At 67.6% G+C, this 20259-nt stretch carries 19 protein-coding genes and 3 pseudogenes; 10 read left to right on the top strand and 12 right to left on the bottom strand.

Annotated elements, in window-relative coordinates; genetic code table 11:
• Positions 1–41: 41 nt before the first annotated feature.
• Positions 42–422: a hypothetical protein gene (locus tag ACP4XC_RS05290; RefSeq protein WP_427173816.1), complete on the bottom strand. Its 381-nt coding sequence runs from the start codon at positions 420–422 to the stop codon at positions 42–44.
• A 7-nt stretch (positions 423–429) separates the two neighbouring features.
• Between ACP4XC_RS05290 and ACP4XC_RS05285 the strand changes: the two genes are divergently transcribed.
• Positions 430–930 carry a hypothetical protein gene (locus ACP4XC_RS05285; RefSeq protein ID WP_427173815.1) on the top strand — a complete coding sequence of 167 codons (501 nt, stop codon included), beginning with the start codon at positions 430–432 and terminating at the stop codon, positions 928–930.
• A gap of 76 nt (positions 931–1006) precedes the next feature.
• A pseudogene (locus tag ACP4XC_RS05280) lies at positions 1007–1879 on the top strand (ribokinase).
• A gap of 50 nt (positions 1880–1929) precedes the next feature.
• Here the strand turns inward: ACP4XC_RS05280 and ACP4XC_RS05275 are convergent.
• The 9 genes from ACP4XC_RS05275 to ACP4XC_RS05235 form a co-directional block, all read right to left on the bottom strand.
• Positions 1930–2610, bottom strand: a complete 681-nt coding sequence (locus ACP4XC_RS05275; protein WP_427173814.1) for an SDR family NAD(P)-dependent oxidoreductase — start codon at positions 2608–2610, stop codon at positions 1930–1932.
• Positions 2600–3868 carry a sialidase family protein gene (locus tag ACP4XC_RS05270; protein ID WP_427173813.1) on the bottom strand — a complete coding sequence of 423 codons (1269 nt, stop codon included), beginning with the start codon at positions 3866–3868 and terminating at the stop codon, positions 2600–2602. The genes ACP4XC_RS05275 and ACP4XC_RS05270 overlap by 11 nt, the downstream gene beginning before the upstream one ends.
• A gap of 4 nt (positions 3869–3872) precedes the next feature.
• On the bottom strand, positions 3873–4676 hold the full coding sequence (locus ACP4XC_RS05265; RefSeq protein ID WP_427173812.1) for an HpcH/HpaI aldolase family protein: 804 nt from the start codon (positions 4674–4676) through the stop codon (positions 3873–3875).
• 65 nt (positions 4677–4741) lie between these two features.
• Positions 4742–5731, bottom strand: coding sequence for an aldo/keto reductase (locus ACP4XC_RS05260; protein WP_427173811.1), 990 nt, complete (start codon positions 5729–5731; stop codon positions 4742–4744).
• Between the two features lie 44 nt (positions 5732–5775).
• On the bottom strand, positions 5776–6609 hold the full coding sequence (locus ACP4XC_RS05255) for an ATP-binding cassette domain-containing protein (protein ID WP_427173810.1): 834 nt from the start codon (positions 6607–6609) through the stop codon (positions 5776–5778).
• Entirely contained in the window at positions 6602–7558 is a 957-nt protein-coding gene (locus ACP4XC_RS05250; protein ID WP_427173809.1) for an ABC transporter ATP-binding protein, read from the bottom strand. Before ACP4XC_RS05250 ends, ACP4XC_RS05255 begins: the two co-directional genes overlap by 8 nt.
• A gap of 1 nt (position 7559) precedes the next feature.
• Positions 7560–8471, bottom strand: a complete 912-nt coding sequence (locus ACP4XC_RS05245; RefSeq protein WP_427173808.1) for an ABC transporter permease — start codon at positions 8469–8471, stop codon at positions 7560–7562.
• The gene (locus tag ACP4XC_RS05240; protein ID WP_427173807.1) at positions 8468–9403 is read right to left on the bottom strand and encodes an ABC transporter permease; all 936 of its coding nucleotides are present in this window, start codon (positions 9401–9403) and stop codon (positions 8468–8470) included. The genes ACP4XC_RS05245 and ACP4XC_RS05240 overlap by 4 nt, the downstream gene beginning before the upstream one ends.
• Positions 9404–9406: 3 nt before the next feature.
• Complete coding sequence (locus ACP4XC_RS05235; RefSeq protein WP_427173806.1) at positions 9407–10981, bottom strand: ABC transporter substrate-binding protein; 1575 nt, start codon at positions 10979–10981, stop codon at positions 9407–9409.
• Positions 10982–11165: 184 nt separating this feature from the next.
• Between ACP4XC_RS05235 and pdxA the strand changes: the two genes are divergently transcribed.
• The 3 genes from pdxA to ACP4XC_RS05220 all read left to right on the top strand — a co-directional run bounded on the left by pdxA (position 11166) and on the right by ACP4XC_RS05220 (position 14752).
• Entirely contained in the window at positions 11166–13550 is a 2385-nt protein-coding gene (gene pdxA, locus ACP4XC_RS05230) for a 4-hydroxythreonine-4-phosphate dehydrogenase PdxA (RefSeq protein WP_427173805.1), read from the top strand.
• Between the two features lie 64 nt (positions 13551–13614).
• Entirely contained in the window at positions 13615–14388 is a 774-nt protein-coding gene (locus ACP4XC_RS05225; RefSeq protein WP_427173804.1) for a DeoR/GlpR family DNA-binding transcription regulator, read from the top strand.
• 61 nt (positions 14389–14449) lie between these two features.
• A complete protein-coding gene (locus tag ACP4XC_RS05220) occupies positions 14450–14752 on the top strand; it encodes a YciI-like protein (protein ID WP_427173803.1) in 303 nt (100 codons plus the stop codon).
• 329 nt (positions 14753–15081) lie between these two features.
• On the opposite strand, the gene ACP4XC_RS05215 is transcribed toward ACP4XC_RS05220, so the two are convergent.
• Positions 15082–15945 (bottom strand): SDR family oxidoreductase, encoded by an 864-nt coding sequence (locus tag ACP4XC_RS05215; protein ID WP_427173802.1) that lies wholly within the window; start codon positions 15943–15945, stop codon positions 15082–15084.
• Between the two features lie 98 nt (positions 15946–16043).
• On the opposite strand from ACP4XC_RS05215, the gene ACP4XC_RS05210 reads away from it, so the two are divergent.
• The 3 genes from ACP4XC_RS05210 to ACP4XC_RS05200 all read left to right on the top strand — a co-directional run bounded on the left by ACP4XC_RS05210 (position 16044) and on the right by ACP4XC_RS05200 (position 17575).
• A complete protein-coding gene (locus tag ACP4XC_RS05210; RefSeq protein ID WP_427173801.1) occupies positions 16044–16439 on the top strand; it encodes a winged helix-turn-helix transcriptional regulator in 396 nt (131 codons plus the stop codon).
• A 168-nt stretch (positions 16440–16607) separates the two neighbouring features.
• A complete protein-coding gene (locus ACP4XC_RS05205; RefSeq protein WP_427173800.1) occupies positions 16608–16985 on the top strand; it encodes a TfoX/Sxy family protein in 378 nt (125 codons plus the stop codon).
• Between the two features lie 137 nt (positions 16986–17122).
• Positions 17123–17575 (top strand): DUF4383 domain-containing protein, encoded by a 453-nt coding sequence (locus ACP4XC_RS05200; protein ID WP_427173799.1) that lies wholly within the window; start codon positions 17123–17125, stop codon positions 17573–17575.
• A 132-nt stretch (positions 17576–17707) separates the two neighbouring features.
• Here the strand turns inward: ACP4XC_RS05200 and ACP4XC_RS05195 are convergent, their stop codons facing one another.
• A complete protein-coding gene (locus tag ACP4XC_RS05195; RefSeq protein WP_427173798.1) occupies positions 17708–18394 on the bottom strand; it encodes a haloacid dehalogenase type II in 687 nt (228 codons plus the stop codon).
• Positions 18395–18681: 287 nt separating this feature from the next.
• Here ACP4XC_RS05195 and ACP4XC_RS05190 point away from each other — a divergent pair.
• Together ACP4XC_RS05190 and ACP4XC_RS05185 are read left to right on the top strand one after the other, a co-directional pair.
• Positions 18682–19746: pseudogene (locus ACP4XC_RS05190) on the top strand (tellurite resistance/C4-dicarboxylate transporter family protein).
• Between the two features lie 279 nt (positions 19747–20025).
• A pseudogene (locus ACP4XC_RS05185) lies at positions 20026–20197 on the top strand (alkaline phosphatase D family protein); the annotation flags it as partial.
• Between the last annotated feature and the right edge of the window lie 62 nt (positions 20198–20259).

The raw sequence follows: 20259 nt of genomic DNA, 5'->3' as shown, positions 1-20259 counted from the left end.
GTGTGTTTACTCTTCGCGTCCGCCGGGTCCCCGGACGTGGACTACTTGAGGCTGAGCACGTCGTCGATCGGGCGGCCGTTGACGAACACTTGGGCGCTCGTTGCCCCGGCAGCAGCCATGGCCGTGTACTCCAGCTGCGCCTTGACGCGTGGGATGTCACACACGCCGCCCAGCATGAAATTCCCGGTGAGCCAGATCGTGATGGTGCCGCCGTCCAGCTCGCCGCCGGCGTAGGTGAGGTTGGACTGGTACAGGGCGTTCACCAGCCCGGACATGCCGACGTCGCGGCTCTTGTTCGCGAGCAAGGTCCCGATGCTTGGGCCCACCTGGTCCGTGAAGCGGACCGGGGCTGTGGTGGTAGCGACGAGGCTGTCGCCGCAGCCGATTTTAGGCCCGGATATGCCGTTGTCGCCGATGGCCACGTAGTAGATGGTCAGCGGTGCGACCTGCTCCGGCAGGCCGGGGGCCGTAGGTTGCTGCGTCGCTGGCGGGCTCGCGGGGGCGGACGACGGCGGGGCAGTCGCCGTGGGAGTCGCGGAGACCGACGGGCTGGCTGGCGCGGACGGGCTCGCTGTAGGGGTCGGCACGGCGGTGCTACTCGTCGGTGACGACGTCGCGGTCGCCGTCGTCGTCGGGGCCGTCGTCGTCGGGGCTGCGGAACTGCTCGAGGGTGCAGGGGCAGGAGGGCCGAAACAGCCTGAGAGCGCGAACAGGGCGCTGAACGCGAGAACGCTGAATGCCGAAAGCCTGGGCCTGGTCATGATGCCCCCTTGGGTGCTGTCCCGGCATGTTTGGGACCTGCCTTCAAAGTACGCCGGAGCCGCCCGCCGGAAACAGGGACTTAAGTCCGACGCCGGCCCCGCCGTCGCCTGCGGCTGGACGCGCCCCGCCGATGTCGCCGGCTGCGCCGTGCGCGCCGTGGAGAATTAATCCGTCCACCACCACGCCGGTGGCGACCTCCGCTATTTCCTAATCCAGCCGCACTGGCTTCACCGATAGGACTTCCATGAGCACTCGACTGCCTGCCGTCACCGTCGTCGGCCGCATCAACCTCGACATCATCGCCACGACGGACCGGCTCCCCGCCGCCGGGGAGACGGTTGGTGGTGGCGCCCTGACGCAGCAGCCAGGCGGCAAGGGAGCCAACTAGGCGGTGGCTGCCGCGCGCCTGGGCGCCAGTTCGAGGATGATCGGAGCAGTGGGCGATGACGCCTCCGGTCGCCTGATCCTCGGCGCGCTGGCAGGCGCCGGGGTGGATACTTCCGCCGTCGCCGTGCTCGACGGTGACGCGACAGGCACGGCACTAATCGTGGTGGACCGGGACGGTGAAAACCAGATCGTGGTCTGCCCCGGAGCCAACTCCAGGTTCTCGTTGGAGAGCCTGGAGTTCGGGCCTGACGAGAAGGTGCTGTGCCAACTCGAAGTGGGCCTGCCCGTGGTGCTGGAAGCGGCCCGTCGTTCCACCGGTTTCTTCGTCCTGAACGCGGCCCCGGCCATGGACCTGCCGGAGGAGCTGCTGGAGCGCTGCGACCTGGTGATCGTCAACGAGACCGAGTACCAGCTGATACCTGCGCTGGCGGAGGCCAAGCTGGTGGCCGTGACGTACGGGAAGGACGGGTCGGCGATGTTCGAACACGGGCGGCGGGTGGCAGAGGTGCCGGCGTCGTCAGTGACCGTGGCGAACACCATCGGTGCGGGAGACGCTTTTTGCGCGGCACTGGTGCTGGCACTCGGGGCGGGCCTGGATTACACGCAGGCTCTGGCCGTGGCCAATGCGGTGGGAGCGGACGCCGTGGGTGATCCGTCGTCGCAGCCGGCCCTGGCTCCGCTGAACCACTACGTCAAGCGGGCTGCACAGGCCGGGAACGGCGCACGGTGAGCGTCGAGTTAAGACGAAGTGGTCCGCAAAGTGATGGACCACGAACGGACTCAGAGCGACGCCCCTCCGCAGATGACGTAATTCTGCCCGGTGATTGACTTCCCGTGGGGCCCCAGCAGGAACGCAGCCAGCGCGGCCACATCCTCCGGGTCCACCAGGGCGCCCAGGGCCGGCATCCGCACCGGGGTGGCCGCCCGGCCGGGGTCGTTCAGCATCGGAGTATCCGTCGGGCCCGGGGACAGCACATTGACCGTGATCCCTCGCGGCGCGAGCTCCTGCGCCCACGTCCGGCCCAGCCCCATCAACGCAGCCTTAGTGGCCGCGTACTGGCTCTTGCCCGGGGACCCCGTGGAGGTGCGGCTGCCCAGCAGCAGCACCCTCCCGCCGTCGGGCATGGACGGCACCAAAGCGTTGGCCAGCACGCTGGCCGCCGCCACGTGCACGGTGAACATCCCAGCCAACGCAGACGGGTCAAGAGAACCCAAGGGAGCGGTCCGCTGGAACCCGGCGGCGTGCACCAGCGCATCAGCCGGCCGCAGCCCGGAAACGGCCTCCACCAAAGACTCGGGCTGGGACAGGTCAGCGCGCAGCCACTCGAACGTCCCGTCCAGCGAGGTTTCACTCCGGCTCAGCCCGGTCACGGCCCATCCGTCGGCCAGCAGCCGGCGGGTGATGGCCAAACCGATGCCGGAGCTGCAGCCCGTTACTACCGCATGCTGCTCAGCCGGCATTGATCGAGCCGTCCTCGAGGCCGCCCGGGGTTTCGGTGCCTTCGTAGGCCCACTGCGGGTCCACCCGGACGAACTTGATGGCCTGCCGGAAGTACGTGTAGGCGATGTTCAGGGCACCGTCCGGGCCCTGGTGGATGGACGGGTAGGAGTATTCGCGGTTCAGTCCGTCGCGGGAGTTGTTGGACAGGCAGTACCCGTCCCCCACGTCCAGGTTCCGGCGGATGGGCCACGAACGGCCCGAATCCTCTGAGATGGCCAGCGTCATGGGCGAACGCGGCGTCCCCCAGAAGGCCCGGCGAGCGCCGTCGTCGAACGAAGAAGCAGCGCCAGGCACCGGCTCGGCGAGCTGTCCCTGTTCCTCGGCCAGGCCGTCGTCGTCAATCTCGTCGTAGAGCGAAAGGCGCCGTTCAGTGGAAGCCTCCGCCCGGCTGTGGTTGTACACCAGGGCCAGGCGGCCGTCCGCGAGCGCCGTGAACTGGATGGATGAGTTGTTGTTGGGCAGCTCGGTGGGAACCGGCTCGCTCCACGTGATGCCGTCGTCGGTGGACCGGGATTCGTAGATCGAGTCCGCCCAGCGGCTGCGGAACAGCGCCAGCAGGGACCCGTCGGCCACGGGCTGGATGTTCATGTGGACGCAGCCCAGGCTTCCCGGCAGCACGTGCTCGGTCCAGGTGGCGCCGGCGTCGTCGGAGATCATCACGGCACTGTCGTCGCTGTTGCCCACCCACTTCTCCCCCGGCGTGGTGATGCACCGGAAGATCGGGACGATCAGGCGGCCGGACGGCAGCACCACCGGGAGCTGGCGGACAAACACGCCGCCGGTTTCGTTCGCGGGGAACAGCGTTTCCACCTCGCCCCAGGTGCGGCCGCTGTCCGTTGACGTACGACGGCGGACCTCGGCGGTGTCCTGGTTCCCCGCCTTCTGCGCGGTGTACAGCAGCCACAAGGCGCCATCCGGCGCGGTAAAGAGGATGGGGTTCTGCTCCGAGCGGGTGGAGTCGTCCGAGAGCTGCTGGGGTGCGGACCACTGGCTGCTGCCGAGCTCCAGCGTGGAGAACCAGATGGAGATGTCCGGCACGCCTTCCTGGGTGCCGCCGAACCAGACGCAGCCCAGCCGCCCGTCCGGCAGGGTCAGGAGGTTGGCGGCGTGGCTTTGCACGGTGGGCGCCGGGAGGTAGGCGAAGTCCGCGCCGTCCGCCCGCTTCACGGTCCCGTCCGGGGTGATGGTGCTGTACGCGTCGGTGGTGGTATTCGTCATGGGGTCAGCTCTCCTTGGTTCCGGCGTCGGAGCGGGCGGCGCTGGTGGCGGCGTCGAGGTGGGCCTTGGCGATCTGTTCCAGGTGCGTGAGGTCCGAGGCGATGGTGGTGAACGTGTAGCCCTGGCTCAGCCGGAGTGCGGCCACCTCCCCCGCCGCGGTGTGGATGCCGGCGGCGATCCCCGCGGAGGCGGCGGCCTCGGCAATGGTCTCCAGCGCGGCGTTGAATTCGGTTTCGATGGCCGGATCCCCCGGGAAGGCCCCGCCCACGGCGATGGCCAGGTCCGACGGGCCCACGTAGATGCCGTCCAGCCCCGGGGTGGCGCAGATTTCCTTCACGTTGGCCAGGCCGTCCGGCGTCTCGATCATGGCGAACACCAGGGTGGCCGCGTTGGCCTCGGCGGGCACCGGCCCGATCCGCAGCGCCGAGCGCATGGGCCCGTACGAGCGGCCGCCCATGGGCGGGTACTTGGCGGCGGCGACGGCGGCGGCTGCGTCCGCGGCCGTGTTGACCAGCGGAACGATGACGCCGACGGCGCCGGCGTCCAGCGCCTTGCCGATGGCGGTCAGGTTGTTGTCCTCCACCCGGACCATCCCGACGGCGGTGTGCCCGGCGTCGATGGCCATCAGCCCGTTCAGAACGCCCGAGTAGCCGAGCAGTCCGTGCTGCGCGTCCAGCGCCACGTAGTCATAGCCGAGCCGGCTGATGCGTTCGGTGGCCACGGGGGCGTCCAGCACGGCCCAGTAGCCCACCGCCTGCTCCCGGGCGCGGATCTTGCGGGCGAATTCGAGGGCCAGTTCGGATGTCATGGGGATCTTCTACCTTCAGTTCTGGTGTGCGGAGGGGCGGCGTGAGCCGGGTGTTTGGAGGAGTGTCAGCGGTTGTAGGCGGGCATGGGACCGCGCAGGGAGGATCCCACGGCGTCGCAGGCTTCCACGACGTCCGCCGGCAGCGGCCCGTTGGCCACGGCGGCGATGTTGGCGCGGAGCTGTTCCACCTTGGAACCGCCCAGCAGCATGGAGCCCACGCCGTCACGGTAGGCCAGCCAGCGCAGGGACAGCTCGGCCAGCGTGATGCCGGCACCGTCGGCGATGCGGGAGAGTTCCTCGATGGCGTCGAACAGCTGCCGGTCCCAGTAGCGCTGCGTGTACATGGCGGCTAGCTTGGAGTCGCCGTAGCGGCCCTCGGCGGGCTTGGCATCGAAGCTGTGCTTGCCGGTGAGCAGGCCGCCGCCCAGCGGGTTGTAGACCATGGTGTGGACGTTGTGGGTGGCCGCGAATTCGAGGTATTCCTCCTCCACCCGGCGTGCCACCAGGTTGTACAGCTGCTGCGCGACGACGGGCCGCGGTGCCCCCACTTCGCGTGCCGTGTGGATGACGTCGGCGATCTGCCAGGCGGCGAAGTTGGAGACGCCCAAGGCGCCGATCTTCCCCTCGGCAAACAGCTCGGCGACGGTGGTCAGTGTGTCGCTCAGGGGCGTGGCGCGGTCCGGCTGGTGCAGGTAGAACAGGTCGATGCTGTCCACGCCCAGCCGGCGCAGGCTGCCTTCCACGCTGTTGCGGAGCCCTGCCGGGGACAGCGGCGAGTGCTGGCCGTGGTCCGGGTGCGGCATGCCGGCCTTGGAGGCGAGGATGATGTCGCCGCGCCGGCCCTTCAGGAGCCGGGAGAGCATTTCCTCGGTGGTTCCCCCCACGTAGGCGTTGGCGGTGTCGATAGTGGTGATGCCGGCGTCGAGCGCTTCCTCCACCATCCGCCCGGCGGTGGCCTCATCAACAGTGTCGCCGAACGTCATGGTCCCCAGGACCAGCCGGGAGATGGGAAGTTTCAGGCCGTCCACCTGGGCGCCTTCGGGCTGCTTGCTCATGCGTTGATTCCTTGCGGTTGCGTTGGTCAGAAAGTACAGAAGGGCTAGCTTGCCTGGTTGGCGAGCGCCAGGGAGCGCACCAGGTGCCGCGGCTTCAGGCCCGTCATGGTGGAGGGGTCCAGCGCCGCGCGGCGAAGTTTCCGGGTGTAGTCCTCCTTGGGGGCGGTCAGGACGGACGCGGTGGAGCCGTATTCAACCACCTTGCCGCGCTGCATCACCATGACGCTATCGCTGATTTCCTGCACCACGCCCAGGTTGTGCGAGATAAACACGTACGTGATTCCGGTTTCATCCTGGATGGATTTCAGCAGCCGCAGCACCTGCGCCTGCACGGACACGTCCAGCGCGCTGGTGGCTTCGTCGCAGACCAGCAGTTCGGGCTTGGACGCGAGGGCCCGGGCGATCCCGATCCGCTGGCGCTGGCCGCCGGAGAATTCGGATGGGTGCTTGTCCAGGGACGCAACGGGCAGGCCCACCTGGTCGATGAGTTTGGCGGCCGCCTTGTGCCGCTCCGCCTTGGACCGGACGCCCTGCAGCTTCAGCGGCTCGGCCACGATTTCCTGCGCCGTCATGTGCGGGTCCAGGGAACCGTACGGGTCCTGGAACACCATCTGGAACCTGGACCGCATGGGCCGCAGCTTCGCCTCGCTCATCGAGGCGATGTCCGTTCCGTCCAGCACGATGCGCCCGCTGGTGGGGGTAACCAGCCGCATCAGCGCCTTGGCGATGGTGGACTTCCCGCAGCCGGATTCACCCACGACGGCGATCGTCTTGCCTTTGTCCACGGAGAAGGACACATCGTCAACGGCCCGGAAGGTGCCGCCCGGCACGTGGTAGTCCACCACGAGGTTTTCGACGGCGAGGAACGGCTTAGTCATGGCTTGCTCCAGTTGTGGTCAGGGTGGTGGGAGCGGGAGTTTCATCCCACGGCCCCAGGACGGGCACGGCGGCCAACAGGGCCCGGGTGTATTCGGTGGCGGGATGGTCCACAATCTGCTGGACATCGCCGGACTCCACGAACCGGCCGTCCTTCATCACGTGGATGCGGTCCGAGATCAGCCGGGCCACGCCGAGGTCGTGCGTGATCATCAGGATGCCGATGCCGCGCTGCTCCTGCAGTTCCAGGAGCAGGTCAAGGATGCCGCCCTGCACGGTGACGTCCAGGGCCGACGTCGGCTCGTCCGCCACCAGCAGCTGCGGCTCACTGGCCAGGGCGATGGCGATCAGCACGCGCTGCAGCATGCCACCGGAGAGCTGGTGCGGGTACTTCTTCAGCTGCTTCTCCGGGGTGGGGATGTGCACCTGCTCCAGCAGCCGGACGGCCCGTGCTTGCAGGGCTCCCTTGTCCTTGGCGGAGGCGGCGCCGGCGATCCGGATGGCTTCGAAGAGCTGGCTGCCGATCGAGTGCACGGGGCTCAGCGCCGTCATGGGGTCCTGCGGGATCAGCGCCAGGGTCTTGCCGCGCACCTTGTCGATCGCCTTGGGATCGGCGGTGACGTCGACGCCGTCGATCAGCACGGTGCCGGAAAGCACCGCCAGGTCCTCGGGCAGCAGGCGGAGGATGCCCATCGCCGTCGTCGATTTACCGGAACCTGACTCACCGATGATGGTGACCGTCTCGCCCCGGTGGATGCTGAAGGTGACGGAGTCAACGGCGCGGATGATGCCGGCGTCGGTGATCAGTTCCACCTGGAAGTTGCGGACCTCCAGGAGCGGCTGCTCGGTGAACTTCGGCTGCTCGGTGAACTTCGGCTGCTCTTGGAACTTCGGCTGCTCCTGGAACTTCGGCTCCTCGCGGCGGCTGGAAGCGGGAATTTGTGCAGTCATGTCAGGCACCCTTCTTCTTGCGGCGGGGACGGTCGCGGAGGCCGTCGCCCAGCAGGTTCACGCCCACCACCATGAGCACGATGACCAGGCCGGGCAGGGTGACCATCCACCAGGAGGTGGTGATGTAGGCCTGGCCGTCGGAGATGATGCGGCCCCAGGTGGCGAAGGGGCGCTGCGGGCCGGCGCCCAGGAAGCTGAGCGCGGACTCCAGCAGCACGGCCTGGGCCAGCAGGAGCAGCACCACCAGGGTGGCCTGCTTGATCACGTTGGGGATGATGTGCTGGATCAGGATCTGGATGCGGTGCAGGCCCAGGATCCGGGCGGCGGAGACGTAGGGCTTTTCGCGTTCCACCAGCACCATGGAGCGGGTGAGGCGGGCCACTTCGGGCCATTGGGCGATGGCGATCACGAAGGTGATCACCGGGATGGAGGGTCCGAACAGGGCCACCACCAGCAGCAGCATCATGAGCAGCGGCAGGGACATCTGGGCTTCAAGAACGCGGGAGACGATGGTGTCCACCCAGCCGCCGAAGTAGCCGGCGGCCGAGCCGAGGATGATGCCGATGGCGCCGGAGACCAGCACTGCCAGCAGGCCGATGGTCAGCGAGACCTGGCCGCCGTGCAGCACGCGGGAGAGCAGGTCGCGGCCCAGCTGGTCGGTGCCGAAAAGGTGGCCGTCCGTGAACGGCGGCAGGCGCCGGGCGGCAAGGTCCTGGAAGTTGGCGTCCGGCAGCGGCAGCACCTGGGCCAGGATGATCGGGATGATCACCAGCAGGGTGCAGACGGTGCCCGCGATGAGCTTCCACTTGGCGGCATTCCGACGGCGGGTGGCGCCTGCCTTGGCGATGTCCGCCTTGGTGACGGCGCTGGGGCTGGGCTGCCGGGTAGGCGTTACGGTGTCGCTGATGCTCATGCTGTTGCCGCCTTTCCAAGACGAACGCGGGGATCAAGGAGCGGGTAGGCGAGGTCGATGACCAGCTGGACACCCACCGCCAGGAGCGCGGTGAGGAGGACCGTTGCCTGGATGAGGGGGTAGTCGCGGGTTTCGAGGGCCCGCACAATCAGGGAGCCGACGCCGGGCCATGCGAACACCACTTCCACCACCACCACGCCGTTGAGCATGGCAGCGAACCGGGTGCCGAGGGCCGTGAACACCGGAATGGCGGAGTTGGCCATGGCGTAGCGCCAGGTGAGCACCGAGTTCCGGACGCCGCGGGAGCGGGCCACCGTGAGGTAGGGGGCTGCGAAGTTGGCGGTCATTTCCCGCCGGACCATCCGGGAGATCAGGGCGATCTGCAGGATGGCGATGGTGATGGTGGGCAGCACCAGCCCGCCCCAGGTGGCGAACCCTGAGGCCGGGAAGATGGGAATGAGGACGGCGAAGCCGGTAAGGAGCATGATGCCGGTCCAGAAGTCAGGCATGGACTGCCCGGCGATGGTCAGCACGTTCACGCCGAGTTCCTTGCCGGTGTCCGGGCGCCGGGACATCCACACGCCCAGCGGGATGGCCACCACGGCGGTGAGCAGGATGGAGGCGGTGGCGAGGGTGAGCGTATAGGGCATCCGCTCGGCCACCACCTGCATGGCGGGGGCCTGGAACGAGTAGGACGTTCCCAGGTTGCCGCCGAACAGCTGCTGCAGGAAGATCCAGTACTGCTCCAGCAACGGCTTGTCCAGGCCGAACTGCTCGCGCACCTTGGCGAGCTGTTCGGTGGTGGCCAGCGGGCCGGCGTAGGAGACGGCAGGGTCCCCCGGGGCCAGCCGGATGAGGATGAACACGGTGGAGACCGTGAGGAACACGGTCAGCAGGCCCTGTCCCAGGCGCTTCAGGATGTAGTTCGTCATGGCTTAGGCCTCCAGCCGGACATCAACGAGGGGGTAGGAGTTGGTGGGTGCCAGGTTGATCCCGGACACCCGGTTCCGGTGGGCGAGGACGGATTTCGGGACGAACGCCCAGGCGCAGGGCCAGGTGTCCCAGACAGCCTGCTGCGCATCTTCCAGCAGCTTCTGCCGACGGGCCGGGTCCGCTTCGGCGGAAGCGGCCTGGACCTTGGCGCTGACCTCGGGGATCACGTAGCCCTGGTAGGTATCACGCGTCTTTTCCTTCTCCGGGGTGCCGGAGTACATGCCCTGCAGCATGGTGATGGCCAGGCCGGTGGGGCTGGGGTAGCCGTTGGCCAGCAGGTCCCAGTCCCCCTGTTTGCCCTGGCGCCAGGCCATGATGTTGCCGCCGGGTTCGAACTGCTGCAGTTCGGCCTTGACGCCGATCTTGCCGAACATTTCCACCAGGGCTTCCATCACGGAGGTGTCGGAGGCGAACTCGCCGGTTTCCCAGATGATCTTCAGGGTGAGGTCCTTGACGCCGCGTTCGGCGAGGATGGCCTTGGCCTTTTCGGGGTCGTAAACGTACTCGCCGGTCTTGTGGTAGCCGGTGAGGCTGGAGGGGGTGACGCCTTCGGCCTGGGTGACGGAGTCCACCAGCACGTCCTTGACCAGGGACTTGCCGTCGATGGCCATGCTGAGGGCCTGACGCACGCGGGGGTCGGCCAACGGGTGGCCGGCGGGCTTGCGGAAGTTGAAGAAGATCTGGTTGAGGCGGAGGCTGGACGCTTCCTGAAGGGTGACGCCGGGAAGTCCGGCGAGCTGCGAGCGGGAGTCGGGGGTGATGGAGTCGATGACGTCCACCTCGCCGCTGCGCAGGGCGATGACGCGGCTGGATTCCTCGGGGAGGAACCGGACTTCAACGTTGTCCACCTTGGGAGCCGGTCCCCAGTAGTTCTTGTTCCGCGCCAGGCTGTAGGTGCCGGCGCCGCGGTTGTACTTGGTGACCACGTAGGGGCCGGTGCCCAGGCCTTCCTGCAGTTCCTCCGGCTTGTTCTGCGCAGCCGGGGTAATCAGGATCATGCTCATCAGCGAGTCCAGGATGGGAACGGGCTTCTTGGTGACCATCTTGAAGGTGCGCTCGTCCACGGGCACCACCTCGGGGAACTCGGGGAAGAAGCCCGCCACGAAGGAGCCCTGCACCTGCTTGTACATCTTCAGGGCCGTGGCCACGTCCTCGATCTTGACGGGGCTGCCGTCCGAATAGCGGATGCCTTCGCGGAACCGGACGGTCCATTCGGTTGGGCCGGTCATCTCGAAGCGTTCGGCCAGGACCAGGATGGGCTTGGTTTCGGGACCGATGGCGGTGAGGCCCTGGCGGACCGAGCGCTGCACGGTGACGGCTGCGTCAAACTGGTTGAGCTTGTTGTCCAAGCTGACCAGGGACCGGTTGAGGGCAAGGGTCAGGGTGCTGGGTCCCGGCAGTCCGGTGGGGCCGGCGCAGCCGGCGAGGCTTCCTGTGCCCAGCAGAAACCCGGCCGCGGCGCCGAACTGCAGCAGCCGGCGGCGGGAAATCTCACTTCCTTGAGGAAGAACGGTCATCGTTGACCTCTCGGTAGAACGGGGACGGCGGCCTGCCGGTTGGCTGCGCCGAATGTTGTCTCCATCACTTTGCCACTCCTGCGCGAATTGCGCAACCCATCTAGCGTGATTCGCGCAATCGTGCCATGATGAATGCAATCCCGCGTTTGGCGGGTCCACCGACTACAAGCGCGAGAGGAGCAATGTGGCTTCCGTATATGTGCAGGCCGACGATTTCTCCGGCGCCGCCGAGGTTGGCTACTGCTTTGTGCAGCATGGGCTGTCCGCGCAGGTTTCGCTTGGAACGGCCGTTCTTCCGGGAACGCACGACGGCGGCGCCTCCACACCGGGGGACGTCACCGACGTGGTGGTCACCGATACCCACTCGCGCGGACTTCCCGAATCCGCCGCCGGGGCGCTGGTGGCCGAGGCTTTCTCGAGTCCTGCAGCTGCGGGCGCGCAGGTGGCGTTCAAGAAGATCGACTCGCTGTGGCGCGGGAACGTACGCGCCGAAATCGCCGCGCTGACCGGGCTGGGCCACCACGTTGTTGTTGCCGGGGCACTCCCCCAGCTGCAGCGTTCGGTGCTTGCCGGAAAGCCGTTTGTTGCCGGGAGTCCCCTGGCACAGACGGATCTCTGGCACGCGGAACTGTCCGCCCCGCCCGCCGATATTCCTTCCCTCCTCCGCCCGGAGGATCCCGGCTCCGTGCAGACCCTGGATCTGGCCTCGGTCCGGTCCGGCTCGCTTCCCCCGACACTGGGCGGGCTGTTCGAATCCGAGCAGCCGGCCCTCGTGGTGGCGGACGGCGAGACCGTGCAGGACCTCGAAAACGTGGTGGACGCCCTGCTGGAGCTTGGCTTCAGCGCCGGCGCCCGCCGCGTGGTGCTCGTGGGGACCGGCGGAACGGCTGATGTTCTCGCGCAGCGGCTTGGCGCACAACTTGCGCGAAACGCGCAATCCGGGGCCCAGGCTGAATCAGCCCACACGGAGCCGCAGCAGGCCACCAGGCCGGTGCTCGCCGTCGTCGGCTCCGCTTCCGGAACCGCGCAGGCGCAACTGGCCAAGCTGGAGGCCCGCGGTTTCACCATGGTCCGGCTGCACCCGCTGTACGCGGGTGCCACCGGCGCCGACCAACCTGAGCTTGAAAAAACGCGGCAGTCGCTCGCAGCCGGCAGCAACGTGGCCGTCACCCTGGCCGGCGGCAAAGTGAACCCGGCAAAAGCCGCCCGCATCGTCCAGGCACTGTCCGCCTTCGCCGCCGAGGCAGCCAAGGGAACGAAAACAGACCTGATCCTCACCGGCGGCGAGACGGCCCGGGAAGTCCTGGACGCCGTCGGCCTCCACCGGCTGGTGCCGCTCGCGGCCGTGCAGCACGGGGCGGTGCTCAGCCGCACCGAGGACGGAACGCTGGTGGGCACCAAGCCCGGCAGCTTTGGCGATGACCTGGCACTCCTACAGCTTTATGACGAAATCCGGGAGCGCCGCGGCCAGCCCGCGCAGGCTCCCGCCAACACCCTTCCCAGCAAGACTTCCGAACGATCTGGAGCAGACATGACCACCGAAGCAGCAAGCAAGACCGAGCAGGACGCCCTCCCCTACGTGGCCGTCACCATGGGCGACGGCGCCGGGGTGGGGCCGGAGGTGGTGGTGGCCGCCGTGCTGGATCCGCAGAGCAACGCCGAGTGCCGGCCCGTGGTGATCGGCGACGCGCTGCGCCTGCGCCAGGCCGCGGACATCTTAGGTCTCGAGGCGGACATCCACACGATCGAGAAGGTGGAGGACGCGGTGTTCACGCCGGGCCGGGTGAATGTGATCGACCTGGCGCTGCTGCCGGAGGACCTGCCGTGGGGGCAGCTCTCCCCTGTGGCCGGCCATGCCGCGTACGAGTACATCCGGGTGGCGAGCGAGCTGGCGATGGCCGGGACGGTGCAGGCCATCTGCACCGCGCCGCTGAACAAGGAGGCGCTGCACGCGGCCGGGCATATCTTCCCCGGGCACACCGAGCTGCTGGCGCAGCTGACGGGCACGGAGGAAGTGTCCATGATGCTCTCCACGCCCAAGATCCGGGTGATCCACGTGACCACGCACATCGGCCTGATGGACGCCATCCGCAAGATCAACCCGGACCTGGTGGAGCGCACCATCCGCCGCGGGCATGAGGCGCTGGTCCGGGCGGGCATCCCGAACCCGAAGATCGGCGTCTGCGCCATCAACCCGCACGCCGGCGAGAACGGGCTGTTCGGCCAGGGCGAGGAAGCGGAGAAGATCGAGCCGGGCGTGAAGGCCGCGCAGGCTGCCGGGATCGACGTCACGGGCCCGCTGCCGGCGGACACGCTGTTCTTCCTGGCCGGCCGGGGCGATTACGACCTGGTGGTGGCCATGTACCACGACCAGGGCCACGGGCCGGTGAAGGTGCTGGGCATCGAGGCCGGCGTGAACATCACGGTGGGCCTGCCGGTGATCCGCACGTCCGTGGACCACGGCACAGCCTTTGACATTGCCGGCAAGGCGATCGCGGATCCGCGCAGCATGGTGGAGGCGCTGCACCAGGCGGCGGAAATGGCCACGCGGCCCAGCGTGGCCGTGTAGCAACAGGGTTTTGCAGGGGGCCGGAACTAGCATGGTAAGCACGCCCACGCGAAGGAGACCGGGAATGCTGAGCGCAAATGCGCGGCGCGAGGAGATCTACCACCTTGCCGTGACCACCGGCCTGGCGTCCGTGGAGGAACTGTCGGCCCGGTTCGAGGTGACCGCCTCCACCATCCGCCGCGACCTGGCGCTCCTGAACGGGCAGGGCCGGCTGGCCCGCACCTACGGCGGGGCGATGGCGCTGGGTGCGCGTCCGGAGGCGTCGCTGCGGCAGCGCACCGGCGAGGCGTTTGAGCAGAAGCATGCGATCGCCCGCTGGGCGGCATCCGTGATCCGGCCCGGGGAGAACATCCTGCTGGACGCCGGCTCCACCGTGGGCGCCCTGGCGCATGAGCTGCGGGGTTTTGAGAAGCTGTCCGTGACGACGCCGGGGATCAACACGATGCAGGAGCTGGCCGATTCGGAGGGCATCGAGGTGGACTGCCTGGGCGGCCGGCTGCGGAGCCTGAGCCAGAGCTTTGTGGGGCCGCTAGCCGAAGCGGCGCTGGAGCGAATGAGCTTTGACCGCGTGTTCCTGGGCGCCGACGCCGTCACCGCCGAGGACGGCATCTGCGAGGCGGACCACTCCCAGACCCGGCTCAAGGAACTGATGGCAAGGCGTGGCCGTGAGGTGTACGTGCTGGCGGACTCGTCGAAGCTCGGCCTGCGGCCGTTTCACGCGTGGGCGCGGCTCGCGCTCCCCTGGACGCTGGTGACGGACGACGGCGCGGACCCGGGGCAGGTGCAGAAGTTCCGGGATGCCGGGGTTGAGGTTGAGGTGGCCGCGGTCACGGGTTGAATCCTGGTGTGTACGCTACTTCTAGCAACGAGCGAAACCCCTAGACGAAATGGACGGCCACATGCACGCTGTGCTCGAATACCTCTACGACGACAACTACCTTCAAACCCGTGAAAAATACCGCTCAGATCACCTCAGGGCGGCTTGGGAAGCAGTCGAACGGGGCGATCTTCTGCTGGGCGGAGCCGTTGGTGACGGACCCTTCAGTGGGTTGCTGATCTTCACGGGCGAAAACGCACTCGAAGCCGCACGAGCTTTTGCAGCCGCCGATCCTTACGTCACCGGTGGCGTCGTGACGTCGTGGACCGCTCGCCCATGGACAACGGTGGTGGGAAAAGAGGCGGCGACACCCGTTCGCCCCTAAGCCCATCAGCCCCATGTCACCGCAAGGCAGGACGTGCTGCTGCGGGTGTTTACGCTGGAGCTTTGATCGTGGTGGCCTGCTTTAGGCGGGGATTGAAGGTGCTGCATGGTCCCGACAGCCGGCTTGGGCTCGTGCCCCATAGGTCTTTGAATGCCTCTAAGGTGTCCAGGTCCATCAACACAGTGCTAACACACCTTTACCGTGCGCTGCCGCGGGCATGTTCGGCGGCGTCTAGGTTGCCCGGCCCGGAAGGCAGGGCAACCTAGACGCCGGGCCAGCAGAAGGTGCCCACCTGAGGTCGGGGCAGTGCCGCGACGCTCGGCTGCAGATCAGGCGGCGGCAGCTGCTGAGCGGACAGCTTCGGCCAGGGACGTGGCGGGGCGTCCGATAAGCGCCTTCAGGTCTCCGGTGCTGACCAGGAGGTCACCGCGGGCAATCCCCAGATCGGAGTCGGCCAGGATTTCCGCGAAGGCCTCCGGCACTCCAACGCCGGCCAGCATTCCGGCGTACTCCTGCGCGGGGAGGTCCTGGTAGGAGATTTCCGTGCCGGTCGCCGCGCTGATCTCCGCCGCCAGCTCATCCATGGTGAACGGTTCGTCGCCGCCCAGCTCATAGATTTTGCCGGCCTGGTCGTCGGCAACCAGCACAGCAGCGGCAGCGTGGGCGTAGTCGGCGCGGGAAGCTGCGCTGACGCGGCCATCCCCTGCGCTTCCAGCGATCCCACCCTGTGCGAGCGTGCCGGGCAACTGATCGGTGTAGTTCTCCAGGTACCAGCTATTACGAAGGAGAACGAAAGGAACGCCCGCTTCCTGCAGGATGGTCTCGGTTTCCTGGTGCTCCACTGCCAGCTTCATCTTTGTGGTGTCCGCGTTGGCGATGCTCGTGTAGGCGAGCAGTTCAACACCTGCTGCCTTCGCGGCCTCGATGACGGTCCGGTGCTGCTCGACACGCTGCCCCACCTCGCTGCCGGAAATGAGGAGCACCTTCTCCGCCCCCTGCAACGCCTCGGCCACGGAGGCGGGATCGGTATAGTCCATGGACTTGACCTGGACGCCGCGCGCGGCGAAGTCTGCGAGCTTTTCGATGGAGCGGCCCGCGGCCACGATGTCCTCCGCAGGAACGTCGCGTTCCAGCAGGGCCTCGACTACATGGCGGCCCAGCTGCCCGGTTGCGCCGGTGATGACGATGCTCATGGATTTCCTTTCGATTGGGTGTCTATCACCGATCACAACCACGGCATCTTCGACTTACTTCCCAAAAGAGAGTACGCACTTTGAGGTAAGGTACTGGCATGGAAGTTAGTACCGCCGATCCAGCCCCTGCCACGCGGCTCCCCGCCGCCTTGGCCGACGGCGTTTTCCCGGCCGGCTGCCCCAGCCGCACCCTGCTCGACCACATCACCAGTAAGTGGGGCGTGCTGATTCTGCTTGCTTTATCCGAGGGCGGGCAGCGGTGGAGCGAATTGCGACGGCGCGCCGAGGGTGTCAGCGAGAAAATGCTGGCCCAGACCCTGAAGACTCTTGAGCGCGATGGCTTGGTCAGCCGGAAAGCCCAGCCTGTCATTCCGCCCCGGGTGGACTACAGCCTCACGGAGCGCGGCTATGAGCTGAGCGCCCTGCTGGTTCCGCTGGTTGCCTGGGCCTTCGAGAACGCCGACGACATCATCAACGGGCCGCGCACCGACTGACGATGGGGTCGGTAATGCTGCTGATGCATCCAATCGTGGCCGGCGGTGACGGTGGTTGACATTTTCGGGCGCGGAAACGGCCGCGCACGCGGCCTATACCGGCGCCCAGCTACGGGCCTATCCTGCAGGTAAACCCGTCCCTGACAAGCCGTTTTCCGGAGGCACCTCGTGGAAATGCCGAAAGCGTCCGACGCCGATAAGGACCACTTGCGCTCGGTGCTGCCCCACCACCCCGAGGTGGTTATCAAGCCGATGTTCGGGAACCTCGGGGCGTTCGTGAACGGCAACATGTTCGCCGGCCTGTTCGGCCCTACCATCGGCGTGAAGCTCTCCAAGGCGGACAAGGAGACGCTCGAAAGCTCCGAGCTGACCGTGCCGTTCGGGCCGGCCGAGCGGCCCATGGGCAGCTACACGGGACTGCCGGAGATCTGGAACGCCGAGGGCGACGGCGACGAGGCGCGGGCCAAGGCTTGGGTGGAGAAGGCCTTCGAGCACGTGGCCGGGCTGCCGCCGAAGGAACCTAAGGCGCGCGGCAGAAAGGGCTGATGGCGCGGCGGCCGGTGACATAAAAAACCGGCACGCGGCAATCCGCCGCGCTGTGTCCTCCGAATTGCTGGCATAAGCAGCGGACCGGCCGGACACCGGCAGGTCCATCACCGCAACCCGCACTCAAGGAGCCAGCCATGACAACCATGAACCACACCCGCACCGGAACCCGCACCAACGTCCAGAAGGCAAGCCTCGCCGTCGGCGCCGTCTTCCTGCTGGTCGGCATCCTGGGCTTCGTTCCGGGCATCACGAGCAACTACGACCAGCTCGCCTTCGCCGGCCACCACTCCGAGGCCATGCTGCTGGGCCTCTTCCAGGTTTCGGCCCTGCACAACATCGTCCACCTGCTGTTCGGCGCGGCGGGCCTCCTGCTGGCCAGGTCGGCCACCGGCGCCCGTTCCTTCCTCCTCTACGGCGGCGTCATCTACCTGGTTCTGTTCGTCTACGGCCTGGTGGTCCCCGAGGATTCGGCCGCTGACTTCGTGCCGCTGAACAGCTTGGACAACGTCCTGCACCTGGTCCTCGGCGCCGGGATGATCGCCCTGGCCTTGATCCTCACCAAGGGCCACGCCACGGCACGCGCCTAAGCCAGACTTCGCCTGGAGTACCGCACCTCCCGACGACGCCGCGCCCACCGGGATCCGGTGGGCGCCGTCGTCGGAGCGTTCAAGGGTGCCCCCCATGGGGGTATCCGGGCCGCCCGCGGCTGAACCGGCAGCTTAACGATCCGCCGGGGCTCCCAGGGCTTCCGGCAGCTCCGTCAAGGAGGCAACAGTGACGTCGGGCGCGGCGAAGTAGGTCGGGTACTTGGCCCCGGTCCGGTTGATCCACGCTGTCCCGAGCCCGGCCTGTGCCGCGCCGTGGATGTCCCAGGGGTGGACGGCAACGAGCATCATCTCCCCCGGATCCGTGGCGCAGGCATCGGCGGCGTAGCGGTACGCGGCCCGGTCCGGCTTCCACGCCGGGGCGTCTTCCACGGACAGCAGACGTTCAAACTGGTCCAGGATTCCGGCCGGTGCCAAGAGTTTCTCCGCGACCTCGGCGGAGCCGTTCGTCAGCGTGACCAGCCGGTATCCGGCCGTGCGCAGCGAACGGACACCTGGGGCAACGTCAGGGTGCGGGCGCAGCTCGCGCATTCCCGCCAGAATCCGCTTCACCGCCGGCTCCAGATCTGCCTGGATGCCCGCGCCGGGGAGGAGCCCGCGCAGCACCTCCGCGCCGATCTCGGCAAAGGTTGCATTGCTGCCGGCGGCGGCCAGGGCGAAGCCGTCCCGCAGCAGCGTGGCGAACCAGAGTTTCGCTAGGTGCGCAGGGGCTCCGACCTCAGTGAAGCGCTCTGCCATCGGCGACATGTCCGAGAGCGTTTCGTTGACGTCGAAAACAATGACTGCCAGTGCGCTGTTCACGGGTTCTCCTTCATCGACACATCATCGGTCACGGCAGACGCAAGAGCCGTGCCTTAAGCATGCACCAGCACCTTCACCGCCTGACGACCTCCCTGAGCACTAGAGACAATGTCCTTCCGGCCGTATCTATCACCGGTTTCCAGGGGGCGGATTCAGCGCGACGTCGCAGCACCGTGGCGCTTCCATGCTGCCCGCTAGGAGCCGCCGGGGGCTGGAATCAGGCGGGGGCATCCTAAGGCTTAGGTGGAATCAGCAAGCCCTAAGCTGGGTGCCATGACCTCTGCCCGGTGAAACGCAACCCCCTCGGCTCCCGCGTCTCCCAAGCGGTGCAGACCCTCACGCCGGGGTACTTCGCCCTCACTATGGCCAGCGGGATCATCTCGGTGGGTCTCGAGCTCGAAGGCTTCGACGCACTCTCCGCCGCACTCCTTGTGGTCTGTGCGGTCTCCTACGCCGTGATCCTGGTTCTCAGCCTGGTGCGGCTGGCCAGGTTCCGCGCCGACATGCGCCGCGACTTCCTGGACCCCGCCCGGGCGTTCGGATTCTTCACCTTCATCGCCGGCACGAATGTGCTCGGCGTGCGCCTGGGGATGGCAGGGTGGACGGGGACGACGGCGGTGCTTTTCGCCGTCGCGGCGCTCGCCTGGGTGGTGCTTGGCTACGTTGTGCCGTGGACCGCCGTGCTGGGCCGGGAGGAGCGCCCCGTGCTGAAGGACGCCAACGGCAGCTGGTTCATCTGGTGCGTGGCCAGCCAGTCGGTGGCGGTCGCGGCGGCGTCGCTGGAGCCCCTGGCCGCGCCGGACCTGCGCGCCGTCCTGGCGCTGGCCGCCGTCGTCGCCTGGTCGGTGGGGCTCATCCTGTACGCCGCGGTGGGGATCTTCGTCTCGCTGCGGCTCATGACCTACCCCATCCGGGCCGCGGACCTGCGCCCGCCGTACTTCGTGGCCATGGGTGCCATGGCGATCAGCGTCCTCGCCGGTGCACGGATCGTCTAAATGGCCGGCGCGCCGATGGTGGATGCGACGCGGGGGCTCGTGGCCGGTTCCTCCGTCGTGTTCTGGGCCTTCGCCTCGTGGCTCTTCCCCGTCCTCCTCGCGGCCGGATGGTGGAGGCACGTGATCCACCGCGTGCCCCTGTCCTACGAACCCGGCCTCTGGAGCGTCATCTTCCCCCCGGGCATGTACGCCGTGGCCGGGATTTATCTGGGGCGCGCCGACCGTCTTCCCCTTGTGGCGCTGATTGGCCGCACGGAGCTGTGGCTGGCTGTCGCCGCATTCCTCGCCACCCTCGCCGCGATGCTGTGGCACCTGTGGGCCACGCTCGTGCGCCCGGGCCGGGGAGGCCAGAGGTGACGCGGCCCTCTTGCCGGCCTGCCTCCTAAGGATGCACCAGCACCTTCACCGCAGCGTCCTTGTGTTTGATGAGGGCATCGAAAGCCCTGCTCGACGAGGTCTCCGGAACAGCGGCGGCTGTTTAGGCGGCGGCGCTGTCAGCTCTCTTCCAATTCACCGCGGACGAGCCGCCGCGTGACATCGGTGAGCAGCTCGACGCCGCGCAAAGCGTCCACGTCGCGTTCCAGGCCTACTACGAGAACATGCCGTTGCGGCCCTCGTCCGTGCCGTCCGGGTTCGAACCTGAAGTTCTACAACGACAACCGAGGCTACTTGAACACCCGCCTTACCAAGGACGCGGTGATCGCTGACTCTCGGGTGCTGGACCATCACGATGCGGGGGCTCTGGTGAGCACGAAGGCTTCGTTTTGAGATTCGGGACGGGGTTCCGGGGCCTCAGGCACGGGGATAGCAACTCGCCAAAGACACGCACGCACGACGGCGGGGCGTCCAGCAATTCTGCCGAACGCCTCG

The organism is Arthrobacter sp. 92 (genome assembly GCF_050260325.1).
Taxonomy (GTDB): Bacteria; Actinomycetota; Actinomycetes; order Actinomycetales; family Micrococcaceae; genus Arthrobacter.
Note: the sequence above shows the minus strand (reverse complement) of the source record. Positions and strands in the feature narration are given on the sequence as shown.